This window comes from Zooshikella sp. RANM57 (assembly GCF_050749885.1).
Lineage (GTDB): Bacteria > Pseudomonadota > Gammaproteobacteria > Pseudomonadales > Zooshikellaceae > Zooshikella.
In genome coordinates this window covers 515,659-535,468 of sequence record NZ_JBOIUB010000002.1, presented here as the reverse complement: position 1 = coordinate 535,468, position 19,810 = coordinate 515,659, and the positions used below count along the sequence as shown (strand labels likewise).

Sequence of the window (19,810 nt, the reverse complement as noted above, 5' to 3'; positions counted from 1 at the left end):
GGTATTTTTGCCAACTTTCGTAGGATATTCCTTGTATAAAGGGACACTATATGTTGTTTATTAAGTGTACATACTACAACTGTCATATCATAAGTAAAAACGAAAACAGCTGATGTTTAAACTGCAAAAGCTTAAATGTTAAAGTCGGCAACAACAGGGCAGTGGTCTGAAGGCTTTGACATAGCGCGTGTATCATAGTCAATGTGACATTGAGTGAGTTGTGTGAGTAAAGGTGGGGTTGCCAGTATTAAGTCAATGCGTAATCCTCGTTTAGGTTCTCGTTCAAAGCCTTTACTCCGGTAATCAAACCAACTAAATCGATCATCTGTTTTGGGGTGAAGATGACGATAGCAATCAATGAGTCCCCAGCTTGTTATTTGTTGTAACCATTCGCGTTCTTCAGGAAGAAAGCAGCACTTGCCAGTGCGGAGCCATCGCTTAGCATTATCTGCACCAATTCCAATGTCCAGATCCAGTGGTGCTACGTTCATATCTCCCACGACCACAAGAAACTCTTGAGGTTGGTGTTGCTGCTGGAGCATATGCTGTAAAGCTTGGTAAAAAGCACGTTTATTAGGGAATTTGCAGGGGTGCTCTCGGCTTTCACCCTGCGGAAAGTAACCGTTAATTAAACGTAATGAGTGGTCCGTGGGGGTGTTGAAGCTTGCAGAAATCAGTCGTCGCTCATCATTCGGTGTTTCACTTGTCATGCCTGTAAGCACGGACTCATTAAAGCCATACTGTACATTTTGAGCAGTCAACTTGCTGATGAGTGCAACACCGTAGTGACCTTTTTGACCAAAATAAACAACTTGATAACCTTGTTGCTCAATTTCAGCAATAGGAAATAACTCATCAGCCACTTTAATTTCTTGTAATGCAAGCACATCTGGCTGATAAGTAGTGAGCAATGAGTTTATCTGATGCAGTCGGGCACGTATGCCATTACAGTTAAATGAGATAATTCGCACTTTTAGACCATCCCAACATTAGGTGGATAATTTAATAGGTCAACAACTGTTTTATTAAAAGGCAGGATTTGTAGGGAATAAGGCATATATCCTACAAACTGATCATGCAGTTGTAGCTGTATGACGAAATGATAATAAGTTAGTGTCTAACCCTCAACCTATACTAAATAGATCAATAACAACAAATACCACCAGCACTTATACCTCATGGATGTAGTGGAAGGCTCAGAATTAGGGTGCTGGTAAACAATAATAATCAGGGAAGTAGGGTTTGGTGAGGTGAGTATGTTAACAGCAAGTCAACACGCTGATGAGTTAGCCATTATAGAAGTTGGAGCAGAGACCGAACGAGAGGCTCGTTCTTTGTTATTCCATTCCTATAGTCAAGAACCTGCTTATCAGTATTTACTTAATGCAGAAAAAACGGGCTATGAACAGCGGGTGAGGGCAGTTATCCGTGAAACAGTCAATCTTCACTTTGCGGAGCAACAGCCAGTATTAGCAATGTATAAGGCAAGTAGAGTGATAGGTTTTGCCTTTATCCTAACGCCATCAATGACCGCCGATCTATACAACCATTTTCGTTGGCGTTGGCGAATGATTTTAACTGCAGGGTTTTCTGCCACAGAGCGGTTTTTAGACTATCGTCGACAAGTTGAAGCAATATTACCTAAACAGCGATTACATCGATTGGCCTTTATTGCGATACACCCCCAACATCAGCATCAAGGCTATGGCTTACAGTTTATGAATAGTATTCATGAGTATTGTGCTAAGGACAAAAACTCTGTGGGTGTTGTGCTCGATACTGGAAACCCTAGATATATAGCATTTTTTGAAAGGATAGGTTATCAGAGTCTTGGCTCTGTTCATGTTGGCGATATTATTGAAAATGTATTTTTTCGGCCAATGTCCTAATGAAAACAGCCTGACAGTGAGTTAACGTCAACTGCAGGCTGTTTGGTTGGGGGATTAAGTTAGTGTTGGGCGAGACCGGAAAGTAATCCGTCCAACTGCAAATTAAGCAGTTGATCTACCGGCGACCAGGGGATTTGCTTGATCGTCAGTACATTATTGACGATACCTTGCACACTACACATTAACATATGTCCAACCAGCTCATGGTTATCTTCAGTAAACATGTTTTGCTGACAGCAAGTTTCTACTGCCGTAAACAGTCGCTGAAAGAACCGTGATTCCAAGACAATCCTACTGGCATCTTGGTCCTGGTCAGGCGTGGAGTTCAAGTCTTCAATTGAAAAGATCACCCGAAAACGGTCTGGGTGCTCCAGCCAATAACTGACATACGCTTGAAGGGAGGCCTTTATGATCTCCTTTGGAGACAGGTTGGATGGGATATGTTCGTCAGCATAATCTGCAAGCTGTGCGAAAATATCTACCCAAATAAAGTGAAGAAGAGAGCGCTTATTTTCAAAGTAGTAATAAAGCGTTCTTGGTGTGCATCCCACTTTAGCTGCAATTTTTCTGACAGAGACCTGTTCGAATCCGTCATTCAAAAACAATTCCTTTGCTACATCAATAATCCGATTACGTATAGCAGCCTGCTCTTCAGGGGACTTTGGGGGCCGACCCTGTTTTCGCTTCGCGATATTATTTGCATTATCCACTGCTAAAAACACCTCTTATTGATAGCAGTTAAGCCAGAAAGCCGATCGTTATTATCGTTTTGGATTAAGTTGGGGAAGCGAGTAGGAATATAACAGAAAACCGTGTGAGTATGAGCTATTTCTTAGTAACAATAAGAACAATAAATTTACGGAATCGTAAAGATTGGTTACTTTTTATAATATGTGATGTATTTATTTGGAAAATAATCGGTACTAGTGTAAGTGAAGGGCAACATAAGGCAGAGTTATTATTAAAAGCACTTTAGAAAAGAATAGATAGTGTAGATTATACTTAAAAAAAAACACCCAAGTGCTTGAAACTAAATAGTAAAAGTCAAGCACTTGTTATTTTTGTGATCCAAGAGTTATTTCAGTAATTCCTCCAAGTCAGCCTGGTGGCTCTTACCCGTGCTAACGAGATATTCTTCCATAGAGGGAAAATGCTTGATAATACGGTTAAGGCGTAACATCGCCATGAGTCCCATAGGTTGTCCATCAGCACCAATTAAAATGAGCTTTTTACCTTTTTCCTTTGACTTTTTATAGAAGTGGACCAGGGTTCCGATACCAGTTGAATCTAAGAAGAGCACCGCACTCAGGTCGACCAACATATCCCCTTCGGCACGATCAATTAACTTATCAAAGATAGGGCGGATTTTAGCAGCGGTTTTAGCGTCGAAGTCACGATTGAGTGCAATGACAATACTGTCATGGCATTTATAAAGCTTAAATTCCATACCGATTAATCCCTTTCTCGCGGCACTTTACTTTGAGTTTAGTATAGCTGGTGACATCATCCCTGTGTGGGGAACAATAAAAAAATACGGCAGATAATCTATGTTTATAAGCTGCAGCTGCAAGGGTGCGATCATAGCGGCAATAATAATGATGCACAACATTTCAATTTGGTGAAAATCCTAGTATTTTGCAGTAGCGTATTATAGTGCGTACAACACATATTACATGTTGAGTGTGATTACATAACAGCTGGTGATGCTGGAAAATAGTCATATGCATTTAATAAAAAGGCTTAGTAAATAAGTAGAAGAGAGTGCTATGAAAATAAAAAGTCCATCTGCTTGGTCTACCATCTTTTGTTTAGGCGTATTAAGCATACTGCTTTCAGGTTGTGCCTCTTGGGACGGTAATGGTCAGTACACACCTGATAAAACCTATAAAATAACTTTATTACATACGAATGATCACCATGGTCGTTTTTGGCCAAATAACCATGGTGAATATGGTATGGCTGCACGAAAAACATTGATTGATCAGATTCGCCAGGAAGTAACAGCCGAAGGAGGGCATGTCTTACTGTTATCCGGGGGGGACATTAATACTGGGGTGCCTGAGTCGGACTTGCAGGATGCTGAGCCTGATTTTAAAGGCATGAATCATATTGGTTATGATGCCATGGCGTTAGGTAACCATGAGTTTGATAATCCGCTCACTGTACTTCGCAAGCAAGAAGAATGGGCTAACTTCCCATTGCTGTCAGCCAATATCTATGACAAACAGGGTAATCGCCTGTTTGATGCTTACCATATGTTTAATTTCAATGGCGTTAAAGTAGCGGTAATGGGGTTGACAACAGAAGATACGGCTAAGTTGGGTAACCCAGAATATATTTCTGCTTTTGACTTTAGAAACCCGGTAGAGGAAGCCGGTAAACTAGTCCCCACACTAAGAAAGCAAGCGGATATTGTGATTGCCGCAACGCACATGGGTCATTATCCCAATGCTAAGCATGGTATTAATGCACCAGGGGACGTCACGTTAGCAAGAAAAGTTAATGGCATTGATATCATCGTTGGTGGTCACTCTCAAGATCCTTTATTTGAGCCTGATGTGCAAAATGGCACAGCGATCTTACAGGCTTATGAGTGGGGTAAATATGTGGGACGTGCTGACCTTGAATTTAAAAATGGTCAGTTAAAGCTTATCAAATACCGTCTAATTCCCATTAATTTGAAACAAAAAGATGAGCAAGGCAACCGTGTTTTCATCGAACAAGAAATTAAGCCAAATGAACAATTAAAAGCGTTCCTAACACCTTTCCAGGAAAAAGGCCAAGCTCAGTTAGGCCAAACGATTGCGCAAACCAATGGCAAATTGGAAGGTGATCGTCATGTGGTTCGCTTTAAACCAACCAATCTTGGGGTGTTGATTGCCCGTTCTCAAAAAGAAAAAACACATGCTGATTTAGCAATAATGAACTCTGGGGGGGTGCGTGACAGCATTGAGGCAGGAACCGTCACTTATAAAGATGTGTTGATTGTACAGCCTTTTGGCAACATGGTGGCCTACGTAGACTTAACAGGCAAAGAGTTAATGGATTACCTGCGTGTTATTGCCAGCAAACCAGTAGACTCTGGTGCTTTTGCACAGTTTGATGGCGTTAAGCTACTTATTAAGAAGGGTAAATTGGTTTCTGCAACGATTAAAGGGAAAACCATTGATGCCAGCAAAACCTATCGTTTAGCCATTAACAGCTACATAGCCGCTGGTGGTGATGGTTATCCAAAAATGGATGGACATCCAAACTATGTAAACACAGGCTTTGCGGATGCAGAAGTGTTGAAAGCTTATTTGGAAAGCCGTTCACCTATCAATGTGGCAGATTTTGCACCAGGTGATGCGGTTGTTCGTCAGTAATTGCATTGCAAGAATGTAAAGTAAAGACAAAAAGCGCTCATTTTGAGCGCTTTTTTCTTCATAAACAGGTTAGACCATCCCAGCATTGATTGAATTGCAAGTACCATAAACCGCGTAATAAGACAGTTTTCAATGAAAATCTAATTAAAACAATGGATTAAAAAAGAAGAAAGGACATCTCCTCAAAATAATATCTAATTTAACATAATATACATTATGCGAAGTTGGGTAAATAGCTAAGGAGGGGGTTAATGTCACCAACCTACAAGCACCTGCATTAGTTTAAATTAGCCAAATATCGAGCACCTTTTGGATGAACTGTATCTAACTCAAATAAATGACGAGTGACGCCGAACTTTTCTAACGTGTTATCAACCAGCTTAATAAGGAAATCATGGCAACCATGTGCAGCTTCGGCACAACCATAAATTCGAGCGAAATCTGAAAGCACTTTAATAGGCTTAAAGGAAAGCATTAATAGCTCACTCTCCAGTGCTTCCCAGGAAAAATGTGCTAAGTCCTGATTCTTCAATGATACGATCACAGCATAGTTTGGTTCTTGCATGATGTTTGTCTCCCTACTAAAAATCCTTTGGAATAAATGCTAAGCATAGAACACTTGAAGAACTATTCGTCTCTTAAGCCTAGAAACTTTATGCGATGTATTCTGGTTGTAATAGTTCACCAATGGCTTCGGCGAGCGCACTATCTTTAGCCATCAACTGTTTTAGTCTTTCACCAGGTAGCCACAGCATATTCACTAAGCTCATCGCTTGATAATCCCCTGGGCTGACGCCACTGAGTAAGGATAATGAGCCAACCAGTTCGCCAGGACCAAGGGTTTTTCTAAATTTTTTACCCAAGTGGTATTCGTAAGCTTCAATTGAACCTTTAGCGATGATTCCCAAACCATAAAAGGGTTTACCTTGATGGATGACCCATTCCCCACTGCTGAAAAGTGTGTTTTCGATGATTTTGACGAGCTGCTGTTGTGTTTCTTCAGATAAATTTTTACACCAGCTTAGTTGGCTTAGTAGCTCTTCAGGTGATGTTGGTTTGGCGAATGTGGCTACGCGTTGGAGTCGAGCCATACGTTGTTCAATATATTGTACTAAGCGTTTGGCTTCAGGCTTATCTAATACGGCTTGGTTAAGTAACTGTTTGACCACTGTTCGTTCACGATTAAGTAATGTACGAATAGCTGAGTGGGTTTCAAGGGTGTGTACGAGATCAGGGAAGGTGTTACGTAATTGCTCAAGGTACTCTTGGGTCTTCTGTTTATTTTGGGCGATGAGCTGTTTAACTGCGACAGCTTCTTCTTCATTGGGTGCTAATGAGGGAATGTAGCTTTCTAAGTGATCTTGAGCTTGAATAAAACCCCGTGCTATTTCGTAGCCAAGGGTTATCCTTGAAAAGCTTAATGATACAGCGATTTTTTTGATGCCTCTTATGTTGCGCAATAGATGTAATAAGGGTGGGGTTTGCCAGTACCGATATAAGGTTTCCCGTGGTGCAATCTTAGGCTCACCATCCAGGGCATGCTCAACCGCTTCCACCAGCTTATTCGTGGACTGTTTACCAAGTGTCCCTTGCTCAAACTGTAACCAGTAATGTTGGCGTTCAGTCTCCAGTAAGCGACGACGAAAGGCAATGGTGAGTTCTTGTGAGGATATTTGGGTCGGTTCACTGTCTTTAACTTCTATGGGTCTGAGCAGCCCCGTATTATGTTTGACTTCATCCCAATCTGCGCCCTTTAAAAAACTATTGCCCATCAGTTTTGGGAGTAACTTTAGTAAGTCTTCAGTGATTAACCGTTTGGCTTTGTCAACCGTGGCTTGTTTAGCGGCGGGAAGCTGGTTGAGGTGCAAGCGAGCGAGTACCCAGCTCATGGTAGAGCCATTAATCACAATGCTTAAGACCACAATACCTGCACATAAAAACAGTACCTGGTCCCCTACTTCTTTTGGTAATAAATTTTCCTGAGCGACGATCAGAGCTAAAGCTAATGAAACGGCTCCACGTAAACCTCCCCAGGTTAGGACGATTGCTTTTTCACGGGTTATTCCACCACTGAACTTTTTTAGTAAAGGGATAAGGGTAAAAATAGAGAAGGTACGAATAATTTGAATACCAATATAGAGAATACCTAACGTAACCCATGACTCTGGGTTGTCCCAGTGCACTCGGCTAGCGATAAGGACACCTACAAGTAAAAATATCAGGGTATTGGCCATATGAGCCATCATGCCCCAGAAGTTATGTAAAAACTCCCCTACTTCTGGTGAAATACGTGTGCGCCCTATTCCAGCAAACATAAGTGCCAGGGCAACGACCGCCACGATGCCAGAAACATGAAGGCTTTCCGCTATGTAATAGGTTAGATAAGCCGTAGCAATGGATAAGGTAATCTCAATAAGTGGGTCATTAAAGACTTTGCCAATCCAGAGCATAATTAAACCACCAGCCACCACGCCTACCAGTAACCCTGCGACAACAACCCAGGTAAAATTCGTGGTGAGGTTTAATAAACTGATTTGCTGACTGGCTTGTGTACTGATGACCCAACCGTAAAACAGGGTAAACAATACGATTGCAGTGCCATCATTTAACAGTGACTCACCTTCAAGTAGTGTTTCCAATCGTTTACGGGAGCTGACTTCTTTTAATAGCGCGACTACTGCTACGGGGTCTGTAGCGCTGATCAATGCCCCAAACATTAAACAAAGTGCCCAGCTCCAATCCCAGGGAAATATCCACTTTGCCAAACTGGCTGTCAGAGTGGTGGCAATAATCAATCCAGGTACTGCTAATAGCGCAATTTGGGCAAATATACGGCGAAATAAGTGGACTTCTAATGAAAATGCACTTTCAAATACCAGCGTGGGTAAAAATAAAAATAAGACAAGATGGGGATCAACACCTGCAACGAGGGCCAGCGTATCATCGAGGAGTGGTGTATATTGCTCAATAATGCCAGTACGCTGTAAATACCCAAGGCATAAACCAATGGTCAATAAACAAACGGTATAAGGCAGTTGGATACTTTTTACAAGGCTTCTAACACTTGCTCCAATGATTAGCGCAAGACTGACAAATATTAAAATCAGAACACCAGCTTCACTATGCATGTTTCTGGTTCCTGGGGGTAAAGCGTAAGTGCTAGAGCAATGAGATGTATATAATCAGGCTGTCTCGTCTACAGGTATCAGGTGGCTTGAGGCACTTTTTCCAGACGTCGCCAACCATCTGCTGTCAGGCGAATATGGGTAATGATGCGATCATCTGTCATGTCAAGCTCAACCAAGTTGTCATCTTCGAGTAGAAATAAGTATTTGGTTAACTGCTCACCTTCTTCCAGGCTGTAATGATCAGAGTTGGCAATTTCATTACGTAGAAAGTCGTACTCAACAAAGGGTGCGGGTTGGTCATGAATCAGCTTGAGTAAGCGGTTAATATAATGAAGATCCATTATGCACCTCGTGATGTTTACCTGCTTCATGCCAGGTCAATTTGCTCGACCTGGCATAGGCGATTATTGCATTATTTTTTCAAGTATAAATTATCATAGCAGTAATTTGTCGCTTCGATGTAACCTTCTATGCTGCCGCAGTCAAATCTTTTTCCCTTAAATTTATAGCCTAATACACACCCATTCTTGGCTTGAGATAACAGCGCATCCGTAATTTGTACCTCACCATTTTTACCTGGAGGCGTGTTACGGATAATCTCAAAAATATCGGGTGTTAATATATAGCGGCCAATGATGGCTAAATTGCTCGGAGCACTCTCAGGTTTTGGTTTTTCAACCATGTCAGTGATACGAAACAAATCTTCGCGAATAATATCACCCGCAATGACGCCATATTTATGGGTCTGGTCCTTCGGTACTTCTTGTATTGCCACTATGCTGCAACGGAATTGGTTATACAGCCTAACCATTTGGGCCAGAACACCATCATCAGGGTGAATACACAGGTCATCTGCGAGAACCACCGCAAAAGCCTCGTCACCAATTAATGTTCTCCCTGTTAAAATAGCATGCCCTAGCCCTTTCATTTCGCGTTGGCGGGTGTATGAAAAGGTACAGCTTTCAATGAGGTGACGAATGTCTTTGAGGGTTTCTTCTTTACTTGTGCCCTTTATCTGATGCTCAAGTTCATAGTTGGTATCAAAGTGGTCGGCCAGTGCGCGTTTTCCCCGCCCTGTCACAATACATATTTCATTGAGTCCAGCCTCAAGTGCTTCTTCAACACCGTATTCAATAAGGGGCTTATTGACGATTGGCATCATTTCCTTAGGCATTGACTTGGTTGCAGGCAAAAACCGAGTTCCATACCCAGCCGCGGGAAATAAACATTTTTTAATCATTCGTAAAAAATACCTTAACTTTGTCAGTTGCTTAATAAATAAGCACTTTGCTTTGTGTGTATGAATGACTTATTGCTAATTACTTCGGCCATAAACATCATCAAACCTGACAATATCATCCTCTCCTAAATAACTGCCTGACTGTACTTCGATTAGCTCTAGCGGTATTTTGCCTGGGTTTTCAAGACGATGTTTTTCGCCAAGCGGAATATAAGTCGACTCATTTTCTGTAACAAGAAACGTGTTTTCACCACAGGTTACCTTGGCGGTGCCTTTGACAACGATCCAGTGCTCGGCACGATGAAAGTGCTTTTGTAAAGATAGACTAGCACCTGGCTTAACAGTTATCCGCTTCACTTGAAAACGGTCTTCTTCATCAATGCCTTCATAGCATCCCCAAGGACGATAAACCTGTTTATGAAGTTGATATTCAGTGCGCTCTTGTGCCGCGAGCTGATTAACCAGCTGTTTTACGGATTGCACCTGATCTTTATCAGCAACAAGCACGGCATCTTTGGTTTCCACAATGACCAGGTTGGATACGCCAACGGTGGTGACGAGTCGATGTTCGGCGCGAATGTAACAGTCACGAGTACTTTCCACAAGCACATCACCTCGTTGAACATTACCATGAGCGTCTGGGGGGGTGAGATCGGCGAGTGCTGTCCAGGAACCTACATCACTCCAACCTAAGTCTGCGGGAATAACGACACTTGACTGGGTATGCTCCATTACCGCGTAGTCAATAGAATCTTCAGGGCTGGTAGCAAAGGCTGCGTTGTCTAAACGGACAAAGTCTAGATCTACAACAGCCTGCTCAAAAGCTTGTTGGGTAGCTTGATGAATCAGGGGGGCAAATTGTTTTAGTTCCTGTAAATAACGATCAGCTCTAAACATGAACATACCACTGTTCCAGAAGTGGTGTCCTGACTGGGTGTATTGCTTGGCAGTCTCTGCATTTGGTTTTTCGACGAACTGAGAAATATGACGAACTCCGGCACTGAGTTCTTCACCAGCATCGATATAACCGTAACCTGTTTCAGGGTAGTCAGGGACAATGCCAAATGTGACCAGTTTACCCGCTTGAGCCTGTTTTTGGCCCCGATCGATTATTTGGTGGAAGTTGGTCAAATTGGCAATGGTATGGTCTGCAGGAAGCACCAGCAGGACGGCTTCGGCATCTATGGCCATAGCCTGCCAAGCCGCAATGGCGATAGCGGGTGCAGTATTACGGCCAACGGGTTCCAGCAGAATACGGGTTGCAGGTTTATTGATAGCATGCAGTTGTTCCGCAACCATAAAACGATGAGCTTCATTACATACGACAATAGGCGCCTGTAAATCAGGTGTTGTGGGTAGTCTTAGGACAGTATCCTGCAGGAGACTGGTATCCTGATTGACGAGGTTTAAAAGTTGCTTAGGGTAAAGCTCCCGAGATAACGGCCAAAGTCTTGATCCTGTTCCGCCAGATAAAATTACGGGAATCAGCATGAATATTCCTTACTCAGTAGTTACTTGCAGGTCTGCCTGATGAATAAAAATTGATCATCATGGTTTCATTAAATTTGAGGCTAGTATACAGGGTGATTTGTGCGTTCTTTTTTAAATATCACTGATTTTGGCATTTTTCTTTAGTTTGAAAGCAACACTTTATAGATAATTAATAGAGTTGTGCATGAATCTGATAATTTTTAATAGGGATCAAAAATAACAAAAACTGACGTCTATTTTAAGAAATCATGCTGATATTTTAAGTGAATACATAAAAATTTACCTAAGCTTATGACCCAGCTCAACAGGCTTAAGAACTGGGTATAAGCATTTTAACGCTTTAACATTAAGACTATGGTTTGTTTGAGTGACTTGGTGTGGAAGGTTGCGCTTGAGGTTTGGGAACAGCCTCTACTGGGCGCTGTTTAGGCTTTGCCAGCCACTCATGACCTTTTAATAGCATTTTCCAGTACATAAAGGGCAGACCATGGGTTTTCAACTGCCAATAGCTACGTCTTGGAATCGTTGGGTTGAGTGGTAGCGTGGGCAGTAGTTTTCCATCATAACCGAACTCCGCAAGAATCACTTTTCCGCGCTCAACAGTGAGTGGACAAGCACCATAGCCATCGTAGCAGGCTGTAAGTGAGTGACCTTTTAAAAATGCTAATAGGTTTTCTGCAACCACAGGCGCTTGTTTACGGATTGCGGCGGCTGTTTTGGCATTACTGGTTGAAGCGGCATCTCCTAGACTGAAGATATCATCAAACTGGTTATGTCTTAGTGTATAAGGATCAACATCGACCCAACCTGCCGCATTACTGAGTGGGCTGTTACGAATAAATGCAGGTGCCTGTTGGGGAGGAACAACATGGAGTAAATCAAATGGTTTGCCAATGGTTTCTGTTTGATCATCTGCTGTAGTTTGGGAGAAATAAGCTGTTTGAGTATTTACGTCAACTTCTATCAGGTTTGAATTGTAGTGTAGATTAACCCCGTAGCGCTCAATATAGCTTTGTAGAGCGGGTACAAATGTTGACACACCAAATAAGGCGGCTCCTGCTAAATGAAAATCAACGTCGATTTGGGCTAATTGCTGTTGTTGTCGCCAGTAATCACATGATAAATAAACTGCCTTTTGTGGTGCACCTGCACATTTTATGGGCATGGCTGGTTGCGTAAAAATGGCTCTACCTTTCGTCAATCGCTTTACTTGCTGCCAGGTATAAGGTGCAAAATCCAAGTGATAATTGGAGGTAACTCCCTGTTGTCCAAGTGCTTCTGGTAAGCCTTTGATAGCCTGCCAATTCAGGCTGAGTCCAGGACAGACGACGAGTGTTTGATAACTTAACCGCTCTTCATTGTTGAGGCTAACAAGATGCTGGTAAGGATCAATGGTTGTGGCTTCTGCTTTAATCCAGGTTACCTGTTTAGGTAAAGAGTCCGCAGTTTTATGGATGGTTTGCGCTTGAGTAAATACCCCTGCCCCAACTAATGTCCACCCAGGTTGGTAATAATGATGCTCGCTGGGTTCAACAATAACAATGCGTAGCTGTTTTGTTCTTTTTAGTAAGCTGCTGGCACAGGCTGTACCTGCGGCACCACCACCAATAATGACGACATCATAACGTGATGGCGGAGACATTTTTTTGTAGTTAGTGTTGTCAGCTGAAAGTTGGGTGGGACTATGTTTCGTTTCTGGCATAATTTACTGTCCTTAGTGATGTTGGTGTGTAGTTGTACGCCATAGCAATGACTCCTTTATTGCCTGGCCCTATTAATCCGTTATAGGTATGTGCTTCACTCTATATACCGGTTTTGTTGTATCTTTTGCTGATATATGTTGAGTACACCGGTATTGTCTTGATACTGCTTTCAGTTTGTTTTGATGCTTATCGTTTGTCCAGCGGGATGTGCTGCTCTTGCAGTCTATTTCTTTCAACTGCCACAACATTATTAAGCATTTTTATAAGTGTATGACATAAGTCTTGCCAATATAATACTTATATGTATAATACGCCTCGTCGCTGAGGGGAAACGGCCCAGCAAAGCAGCAAGCATCACGGCTAAGCAAGCTTAAACAGATAAATCGTTTAAGTTAAATTGGTTGGTAATGATGGTTTGGTTTGACTGATTTGCTAAAGCCGATTAACAGGATTGACAAAATCATCCTTTCAGTAGATCATTTCAGAATATGATGCCCGGGTGGCGAAATTGGTAGACGCAAGGGACTTAAAATCCCTCGGAGGTTAACTCCGTGCCGGTTCAAGTCCGGCCCCGGGCACCACTTCTTTTTTGATGAAGCTCATCATTTTCTGCTGTATATTGCTTTTTAATATTTTCTTGTTTTTGTAGTTAAATTTACCCTTTCTGTTGTATTCATAAATGACTAATCGGATGTTTTGTCATTAGTCTTTTCTCACTTTTTTAAAGTGAGTCATTGAGCAGCAAATAAATCATATAAAGGCTTATTTGATAAAGCGGCTATCCTATTCGGATTTTTATATGATTTATTAACTCCCCCACGCTCACTTTTAATTTACTACAATGACTGATGCCAAAGGAAAATACCAACACCTACAGCAATAACCGCTAACACCGCTAATGTGATTTTAACCCAGCTGTAAGGGCGTTCACCTTGTACTTCACCCGTGCGGGCATTGACTAAAAAGCGGTAGACTTTTTCATGATAGCGATACGCACTGATCCATACGGGCAATAAAATGTGCTTAAAGGATATATCCTTGTAGTGTGTGTTGACGGAATGAATACGTTGATCATCTCCACCAATATCTCTTCTTATTGTTTCACGAATTTCATCATCCATAATGTCTTTAGCCAATGTAAATCCCTGTTTTAAATTGACCTGATAACTTTCGGTTTTGAAACCACTTAGATAATCATCCTTATAGGGCACTAAATTGTTTAAATCCCAGGGTTCAAGTGCCTCAGTGTATTTTCTAGGTAAAGTACGACTGGCTAAAACTAATACATCATTAAATAAATTATAAACTCTACCTGTTGTTGAATACCAACGAGTACGTCGCTCTCGTTCGGTATAGGTTTCTTGCTTTCCTTCAGCATTAGTGCGAGTTTTGGTTACTGTAACATAATAATATTTACCTCGTTCGCCAGTGTAATCACTGGTTGCTTTTGTATCAAACGTCCAATGTGGTACAAAAACACCATTTAATGCTACATTGAGTCGTGCTTTCTTTTTTAACGCATTGGGTGCAAACCATAAGCTATTCAACCACTCTTTATAGCTTTTCTTAGCCGTATTTCGTGTGACGTTAAAAGGCAATAAAGAGCGAGGCTTGATGAGTTTTTTTGAGTGTGCGGTTGATACTATTTCACTTCCACAAAATGCACATTCTTGTGATGTGATATTGGCAGCAGAGGTCGACTCAGCACCACAGGCATTACATTTAATGTAAAGCTTTTCTTCTGTTACATCCCCTGCTTCTGCTTTATTTAAATATTCATGATAATCAAGCTCTTCAATTGTCTCCTTGCTGGTTTTTATATCATTTTTAAAATTACAGTACTGACACACTAATGCTTGAGTACCAGGTTTAAATGTTAATTTGGCTCCACACTGTTGGCACTTAAAGTTGCTACTGATTTGAGGTTTAGATCGGTTTGTGTCTGTATTTTCTTGTTTTTGAGGAATGGGTGGAGGACTGCTGGTCATAGGTACGACTCACTGTGACTTGTGTTGATAATGGAAACCAGCGTCCGTGCTGGATGAAAAGTATTAAAGTGGTGGTAAGGGTGGTGGTGTAGCAGCAAATAGTTGACTTAATGTTTCAACGTCAGATGCTTTTTCCCAGTTACTCATCCCTTCACACCAGACTAAGCTTTCCCTGGTGACTGAGCCATTATTAACTAATAGTTGTAGCTGACTTATTGGCATAGGCCCCTGCTGTTGACCATTAATGGCGACATAAAAGGGTTTCTCTTGTGGTAATGGTGGTGGCACTGCAGCAGAAGGTTGGCTGTGCTGTTGATTCTGTTGCATGTTTTGCCCCATTTGATTTGCCATAGCAAAACCCATGCCCATACCCATGCCGCCACCGGCCAAGCCTCCTTCATTTTCAGCGGCTTTTTCAATTGCGGTTGCTGTTTGGTACTGGGTGTACTGTTGCAAGTTACCCATAATGCCCATACTTGTACGTTTATCCAGTATTTCTTCAACTGCTGTGGGTAATGATATGTTTTCTACCAACATTTTGGTGATTTCAATACCATAGGCCAAAAAGTCATCATGAATCTTTTGGCAGATAAACTCGCCAAGTTCATCATAATTAGCGGCCATATCCAATATGGGGATTTTGGTTTCGCCAAGAATGTCTGCAAAACGGGAAACAATAAGGTTTCTTAGTTGGCTGGTAATTTCATCTGTGGTGAAGTGTCCATCAGTGCCTACAATTTCTTTAATAAAATTTGTGACGTTAGTTATGCGTATGGCATAGGTACCAAAGGCACGAATACGCATGGGACCAAATTCAGGATCGCGGAGGGTAATTGGGTTTTTGGTTCCCCATTTTAAATCCGTAAAACGACGGGTATTGATAAAATAAATTTCAGCTTTAAACGGACTGTGAAAGCCATGCTTCCAGCCTTGTAAGGTTGATAAAATAGGTAAATTATCTGTTTCGAGGGTGTAATCACCCGGTTCAAATATATCAGCAATTTTGCCCTTGTTGATAAATATCGCTATCTGAGACTCTCGGACAATGAGCCTGGCGCCCATTTTGATCTCGTTATTATATCGTTCAAAGCGGTAAACCATGGTGTCGCGGCTATCATCAGTCCATTCAATGATGTCGATAAATTCACCGCGGATTTTATTAAAAAGATCCATTGCTACATCCTTCTCTGCTAATCCTACTTACAAGCAAATAGAGGCACATTATTAATAATAGCATTACATAAGATGTAGCCAATATAGCAAAAAATTGTCACATTTTGATAGGCTCAACCTGGTATTGCCCTTCTATCATCTCAACGGTATCACTGGTAGTACTCTGAAATAGCAGGCACAGTTGATGTTTAAAACGAGTGAGCTTGAGTGTGCCATTTTCACCTAGCTGAGCATTAGTGATTAAAGATGAATTGCTCCAGCCTACTTCCAATTGGGTGCCATAGCCATTTGATGTGGTTTGTTGCTGAGCTGGGTTATAGGACACTCTATACTGTGCCGTTAAGATACCCGCTAACGAAAAAGTTTCAGTCATTAACTGCTGCTGTGAAACGCCAGGATGAACAAGATGCAGTACGCCATCAAGCTCGGCACAGGCTAAAGGTGTTGTGCCCTTAATGTGTGTTGTTGTGGGTTCATCTTCTCCAGAAGTGACTGGGTTGGGTTCATGGGCATAATGACACAGCGGGAAAGCATTTTTTGACCATTGAAACTGGACTGCATCATCCCATGGTCCAGCATATTTGCTCTCAGCGACAGTAACAACATTCCAAGGGGCTAAATTGCACGTTGTGCAGACCAGGGTTTGTTTTTCCAATTCTGGAAATAATAGGTAGAGGCAGGTACCCAGATTACCAAGTTGTATTGAATTTTCGACTTGATGTCCTATTGCTTGAGGTGGTTGCCATTGGCCATTTTGATACAGCTGCCATTGGACTTGATGTTGTGCATCTTTAAAAGCTATGGCAGCAAATTCTTGGTTATCAATCACTATGGATTGGGTCAGGCTTGTTAAACCTTCAACAAAGGTTGGATCAGTAGCCGTGCATTTTACTTCTTGCCAGCCAGTGTTTAACTGATAATTAAAGCGCATTAAATGATGGTCAGAAGTTTCTAAAAATAGACATAATTTGTGATGCATTGACAGTAGATTCGCTGAGGTAATTTGGGCTTCAGTGATAAAGCTGCCTTCACTCCAGCAGGTGCCATCATAAATATGACACATCACATTGTAGTTTTTAACTGAAACGCAAAATAATCGTCCTGCAAATGATGCTGCTGCCAGTGTTTTAATGTTGATTAAAGGTGTTTTTTGCTTTTTACCCCAGGAAAATTGTTTTCCCCATAAAAATTGAAACCAGTTTGCATGCTGATCATTTTTACCGAGGTGATTGAGATTAAAGTTTTTTTCGATTGTTTTTAACAAACTATAGTGATTATACCCTTCGTGTTGTTGACCAGATTTAATCATATCACCAAGCAGTACCGTATAGATTTGGTTGGGGCCATCGTAAGTATACTTCCGGTGTTGGTCATAATCTGCTTCAAAGTCGGCTTCATCAAAGGTGACAACAACCAGGGTTTTTTTCGGTAATAAACTATTGGGTCCAGGAAAGCGTAAGTCACTAAAAAAACCTTCCAGCCATGTTGCCAGTTGATTGACAAGTATAGGTGCTCGTTCATGTGGTTCTTCTTTCGTACCCAAGAGGTAGTGCCCATCACTCCACATATTAGGCGTAAACCAGGCATATTCTGGTAAGGTGTCATGACAAATGGCTTTCCAAAAATCCGTTTCATTACCAATTTTTTGCCAACGTTGTTTATTCTCAACGATCTGAGCAAAGGACGAAAAAGGGTTATGTTTTTCTAAATAAGGGTACTCATCTTTGGGTTGGAAGTTGGGATGCCAGGGATTGTTTTCGGGGTTATAACTTTCCATATAGGCACGCCAGTCTATTTGTTCCGAAGACGCCTCAATTAAATCAACAATGGTTTTTTGGGTTAGTAATTTGGGGGGAGGTTCATCATCGCTCATATTACAAAGTTCACCTGCAATGGAGGCGATGTAATTCGTTTGTGAGGGGTGCATAACACCATAGTATTGGGTTAACTCTATTCCTTGTCGTGCAAGTGACTGCATATAGGGATTCTGCAGAACATAGCTGCGATATTGGTTTTCAAACATGATGATCAAAATATGCTCAAAGGCTCTATCACTCATTTCCCTGCTTCCTTGTGGCAGAAGTCCAATCTTGATTTGATAAGCATAGTTGACGGTTTGAAAACCTGTCGGCAGGTATACGGCGCTTGTAATGTAAAGTGACTGTACTGGGGTTTATGGTACGTATAGTAAGTTAAGTGAAGCGGACTATTGCCGGCAGAGCCAGGCTGGGTAATGGATATGAAAGTAAATGCATGCAGCCCGAAATAAAAAAGTGATTGCAATACTGAGTGGTATCAGTGCCGTAAATTGTAAATTGAAATGATACAGCAAGGCTAACACCGTGGAGCCCACTAATAAGGGGGTGGCATAGAGTTCCTGGCTCATCAGTAAGGTAGGACGTCCTGTTAACACATCACGAAGAATTCCACCAAAAATTGCGGTAATGAGTCCCATAATAATAGCCACAATCTCGGGATAATTAGCTTGTAGCGTATTGTGTGTAGCTAAAATTGCAAATAATGAAGCACCTAATGCATCCAAATACAGTAATAAAGCCTGTTTATTTGAAATAATGTTGACGGTAAAAAAAGCAAGAATAGAGGCAAAAATAGCAACCCATAAAAAATTTAAATCTGCAATCCAAAAAATAGGATGGTTAGCCAACAGTAAATCACGAATGGTGCCGCCACCAATGGCAGTGACTACGCCTAATAAGACGACCGAAAAAATATCAAGTCCTTTGTTTTGTGAGGCGATGACACCTGTGATGGCAAAAACGCCACCACATACAAGCCCAATATAATAAAGCGTATCCATATTAACCTACATCAATAACATCATGAAGCTTGGAAAAGCTGTGTACTGCCCTACTCTTGTATCTATGATAATGCAAATTAAAGGCCCTTTGAGCTTATACCAAACCATGGTTAGCGTGAAGTGCTGTGAGCAAGACAATGAACCAATTGGTTTTATAACTAAAAAATACCGAATAGTGTGAATGTAAGGTTATGGGTGATATGAAGTCGATTATCTGTCAGTTGTTATTATTCATCTGCGGGTGTTGGGCGGGGATAAGTTCATCCTGGGCAGGCGATCAGAAGGTTGTTGAAATTGCCATTGGTGAGTTTCATCCCTGGTCTGTGAAAGGCTATAAGCATGGTGGTTTTATTAATCACATCATTACGGAGTCGTTTAATCATCAAGGATTTCAGGTGTTATTTATCTATCATAACTCTTGGGACAGAAATATCACTGATGCAGAAAAAGGCAAAGTCGATGCCAGTGCTTTTTGGGCTTGTGTCGATTACCGACGGTTAAAATTTCATTGCAGTGAACCGCTTTATACTGAGCGAGTATTATTGTTCCATCTGCGGGAAACATCCATCCCAAACTGGACCACATTACAGGATTTAAAGCCTTATAAAATTGGGATTACCCGTGGTTACTCTTACAATAAAGAACTATGGCAAGCGGTGGATAACAAAACGCTTGATATTATTGTTAATAAAAAAGATATTAATAATTTAAATATGCTGCTGCGGGGACGAATTGATATCTTTGTCACCCCTTATACTTCTGGGCATTTTTTATTAGTGGAGCATCTTGCTCCTGATGTCGCTAAGCGTATTACATATCACCCAAAACCATTGATACGTTACCCAGTTAGCTTACTCTTTCCCAAGGGTAAAGCGTCTTCAGAAAAACTATTAAAGACATTTAATAAAGGTCTGCATTGGCTAAAAAAAACGGGACGTTATCAACGTTATTACAAAGATTTTTTAGAGGGGAAGTATAAAGGTAGTGCTTAGCAACAAATCTAAAGATTGGGAAG

At 41.4% G+C, this 19,810-nt stretch carries 16 protein-coding genes and 1 tRNA gene; 4 read left to right on the top strand and 13 right to left on the bottom strand.

Annotated elements, in window-relative coordinates; translation table 11 throughout:
• Window positions 1-131 precede the first annotated feature (131 nt).
• Window positions 132-971 carry an exodeoxyribonuclease III gene (gene xthA / locus ACQ96U_RS07005; protein WP_431720526.1) on the bottom strand — a complete coding sequence of 280 codons (840 nt, stop codon included), beginning with the start codon at window positions 969-971 and terminating at the stop codon, window positions 132-134.
• 285 nt (window positions 972-1,256) lie between these two features.
• Here xthA and ACQ96U_RS07000 point away from each other — a divergent pair, with 285 nt between their 5' ends.
• A complete protein-coding gene (locus tag ACQ96U_RS07000) occupies window positions 1,257-1,889 on the top strand; it encodes a GNAT family N-acetyltransferase (protein ID WP_431720525.1) in 633 nt (210 codons plus the stop codon).
• A gap of 59 nt (window positions 1,890-1,948) precedes the next feature.
• On the opposite strand, the gene ACQ96U_RS06995 is transcribed toward ACQ96U_RS07000, so the two are convergent.
• Both ACQ96U_RS06995 and ACQ96U_RS06990 read right to left on the bottom strand, forming a co-directional pair.
• On the bottom strand, window positions 1,949-2,599 hold the full coding sequence (locus ACQ96U_RS06995) for a TetR/AcrR family transcriptional regulator (protein WP_431720524.1): 651 nt from the start codon (window positions 2,597-2,599) through the stop codon (window positions 1,949-1,951).
• Window positions 2,600-2,964: 365 nt separating this feature from the next.
• On the bottom strand, window positions 2,965-3,336 hold the full coding sequence (locus ACQ96U_RS06990) for an STAS domain-containing protein (RefSeq protein WP_431720523.1): 372 nt from the start codon (window positions 3,334-3,336) through the stop codon (window positions 2,965-2,967).
• 319 nt (window positions 3,337-3,655) lie between these two features.
• Here ACQ96U_RS06990 and ushA point away from each other — a divergent pair, with 319 nt between their 5' ends.
• Window positions 3,656-5,254: a bifunctional UDP-sugar hydrolase/5'-nucleotidase UshA gene (gene ushA, locus ACQ96U_RS06985; protein WP_431720522.1), complete on the top strand. Its 1,599-nt coding sequence runs from the start codon at window positions 3,656-3,658 to the stop codon at window positions 5,252-5,254.
• Window positions 5,255-5,531: 277 nt separating this feature from the next.
• On the opposite strand, the gene ACQ96U_RS06980 is transcribed toward ushA, so the two are convergent.
• The 6 genes from ACQ96U_RS06980 to ACQ96U_RS06955 form a co-directional block, all read right to left on the bottom strand.
• Window positions 5,532-5,819, bottom strand: coding sequence for a hypothetical protein (locus tag ACQ96U_RS06980; RefSeq protein ID WP_431720521.1), 288 nt, complete (start codon window positions 5,817-5,819; stop codon window positions 5,532-5,534).
• A gap of 88 nt (window positions 5,820-5,907) precedes the next feature.
• Complete coding sequence (locus ACQ96U_RS06975) at window positions 5,908-8,382, bottom strand: cation:proton antiporter (protein WP_431720520.1); 2,475 nt, start codon at window positions 8,380-8,382, stop codon at window positions 5,908-5,910.
• Window positions 8,383-8,459: 77 nt separating this feature from the next.
• A complete protein-coding gene (locus tag ACQ96U_RS06970; RefSeq protein ID WP_431720519.1) occupies window positions 8,460-8,723 on the bottom strand; it encodes a hypothetical protein in 264 nt (87 codons plus the stop codon).
• Between the two features lie 71 nt (window positions 8,724-8,794).
• Window positions 8,795-9,622 carry a UTP--glucose-1-phosphate uridylyltransferase GalU gene (gene galU / locus ACQ96U_RS06965; protein ID WP_431720518.1) on the bottom strand — a complete coding sequence of 276 codons (828 nt, stop codon included), beginning with the start codon at window positions 9,620-9,622 and terminating at the stop codon, window positions 8,795-8,797.
• A gap of 75 nt (window positions 9,623-9,697) precedes the next feature.
• Window positions 9,698-11,113 carry a mannose-1-phosphate guanylyltransferase/mannose-6-phosphate isomerase gene (locus ACQ96U_RS06960; RefSeq protein WP_431720517.1) on the bottom strand — a complete coding sequence of 472 codons (1,416 nt, stop codon included), beginning with the start codon at window positions 11,111-11,113 and terminating at the stop codon, window positions 9,698-9,700.
• A 352-nt stretch (window positions 11,114-11,465) separates the two neighbouring features.
• Window positions 11,466-12,815, bottom strand: a complete 1,350-nt coding sequence (locus ACQ96U_RS06955; RefSeq protein WP_431720516.1) for an NAD(P)/FAD-dependent oxidoreductase — start codon at window positions 12,813-12,815, stop codon at window positions 11,466-11,468.
• 494 nt (window positions 12,816-13,309) lie between these two features.
• Here ACQ96U_RS06955 and ACQ96U_RS06950 point away from each other — a divergent pair.
• Window positions 13,310-13,397: transfer RNA gene (locus ACQ96U_RS06950), tRNA-Leu, on the top strand.
• 255 nt (window positions 13,398-13,652) lie between these two features.
• On the opposite strand, the gene ACQ96U_RS06945 is transcribed toward ACQ96U_RS06950, so the two are convergent.
• The 4 genes from ACQ96U_RS06945 to ACQ96U_RS06930 all read right to left on the bottom strand — a co-directional run bounded on the left by ACQ96U_RS06945 (window position 13,653) and on the right by ACQ96U_RS06930 (window position 18,795).
• Window positions 13,653-14,804 (bottom strand): hypothetical protein, encoded by a 1,152-nt coding sequence (locus tag ACQ96U_RS06945; RefSeq protein ID WP_431720515.1) that lies wholly within the window; start codon window positions 14,802-14,804, stop codon window positions 13,653-13,655.
• Between the two features lie 63 nt (window positions 14,805-14,867).
• Window positions 14,868-15,977: an SPFH domain-containing protein gene (locus tag ACQ96U_RS06940; RefSeq protein WP_431720514.1), complete on the bottom strand. Its 1,110-nt coding sequence runs from the start codon at window positions 15,975-15,977 to the stop codon at window positions 14,868-14,870.
• 97 nt (window positions 15,978-16,074) lie between these two features.
• Entirely contained in the window at window positions 16,075-18,036 is a 1,962-nt protein-coding gene (locus tag ACQ96U_RS06935; protein WP_431720513.1) for an alkaline phosphatase family protein, read from the bottom strand.
• Between the two features lie 147 nt (window positions 18,037-18,183).
• Window positions 18,184-18,795: a trimeric intracellular cation channel family protein gene (locus ACQ96U_RS06930; RefSeq protein ID WP_431720512.1), complete on the bottom strand. Its 612-nt coding sequence runs from the start codon at window positions 18,793-18,795 to the stop codon at window positions 18,184-18,186.
• Between the two features lie 200 nt (window positions 18,796-18,995).
• On the opposite strand from ACQ96U_RS06930, the gene ACQ96U_RS06925 reads away from it, so the two are divergent.
• Window positions 18,996-19,787: a substrate-binding periplasmic protein gene (locus ACQ96U_RS06925; RefSeq protein WP_431720511.1), complete on the top strand. Its 792-nt coding sequence runs from the start codon at window positions 18,996-18,998 to the stop codon at window positions 19,785-19,787.
• Window positions 19,788-19,810: the final 23 nt, after the last annotated feature.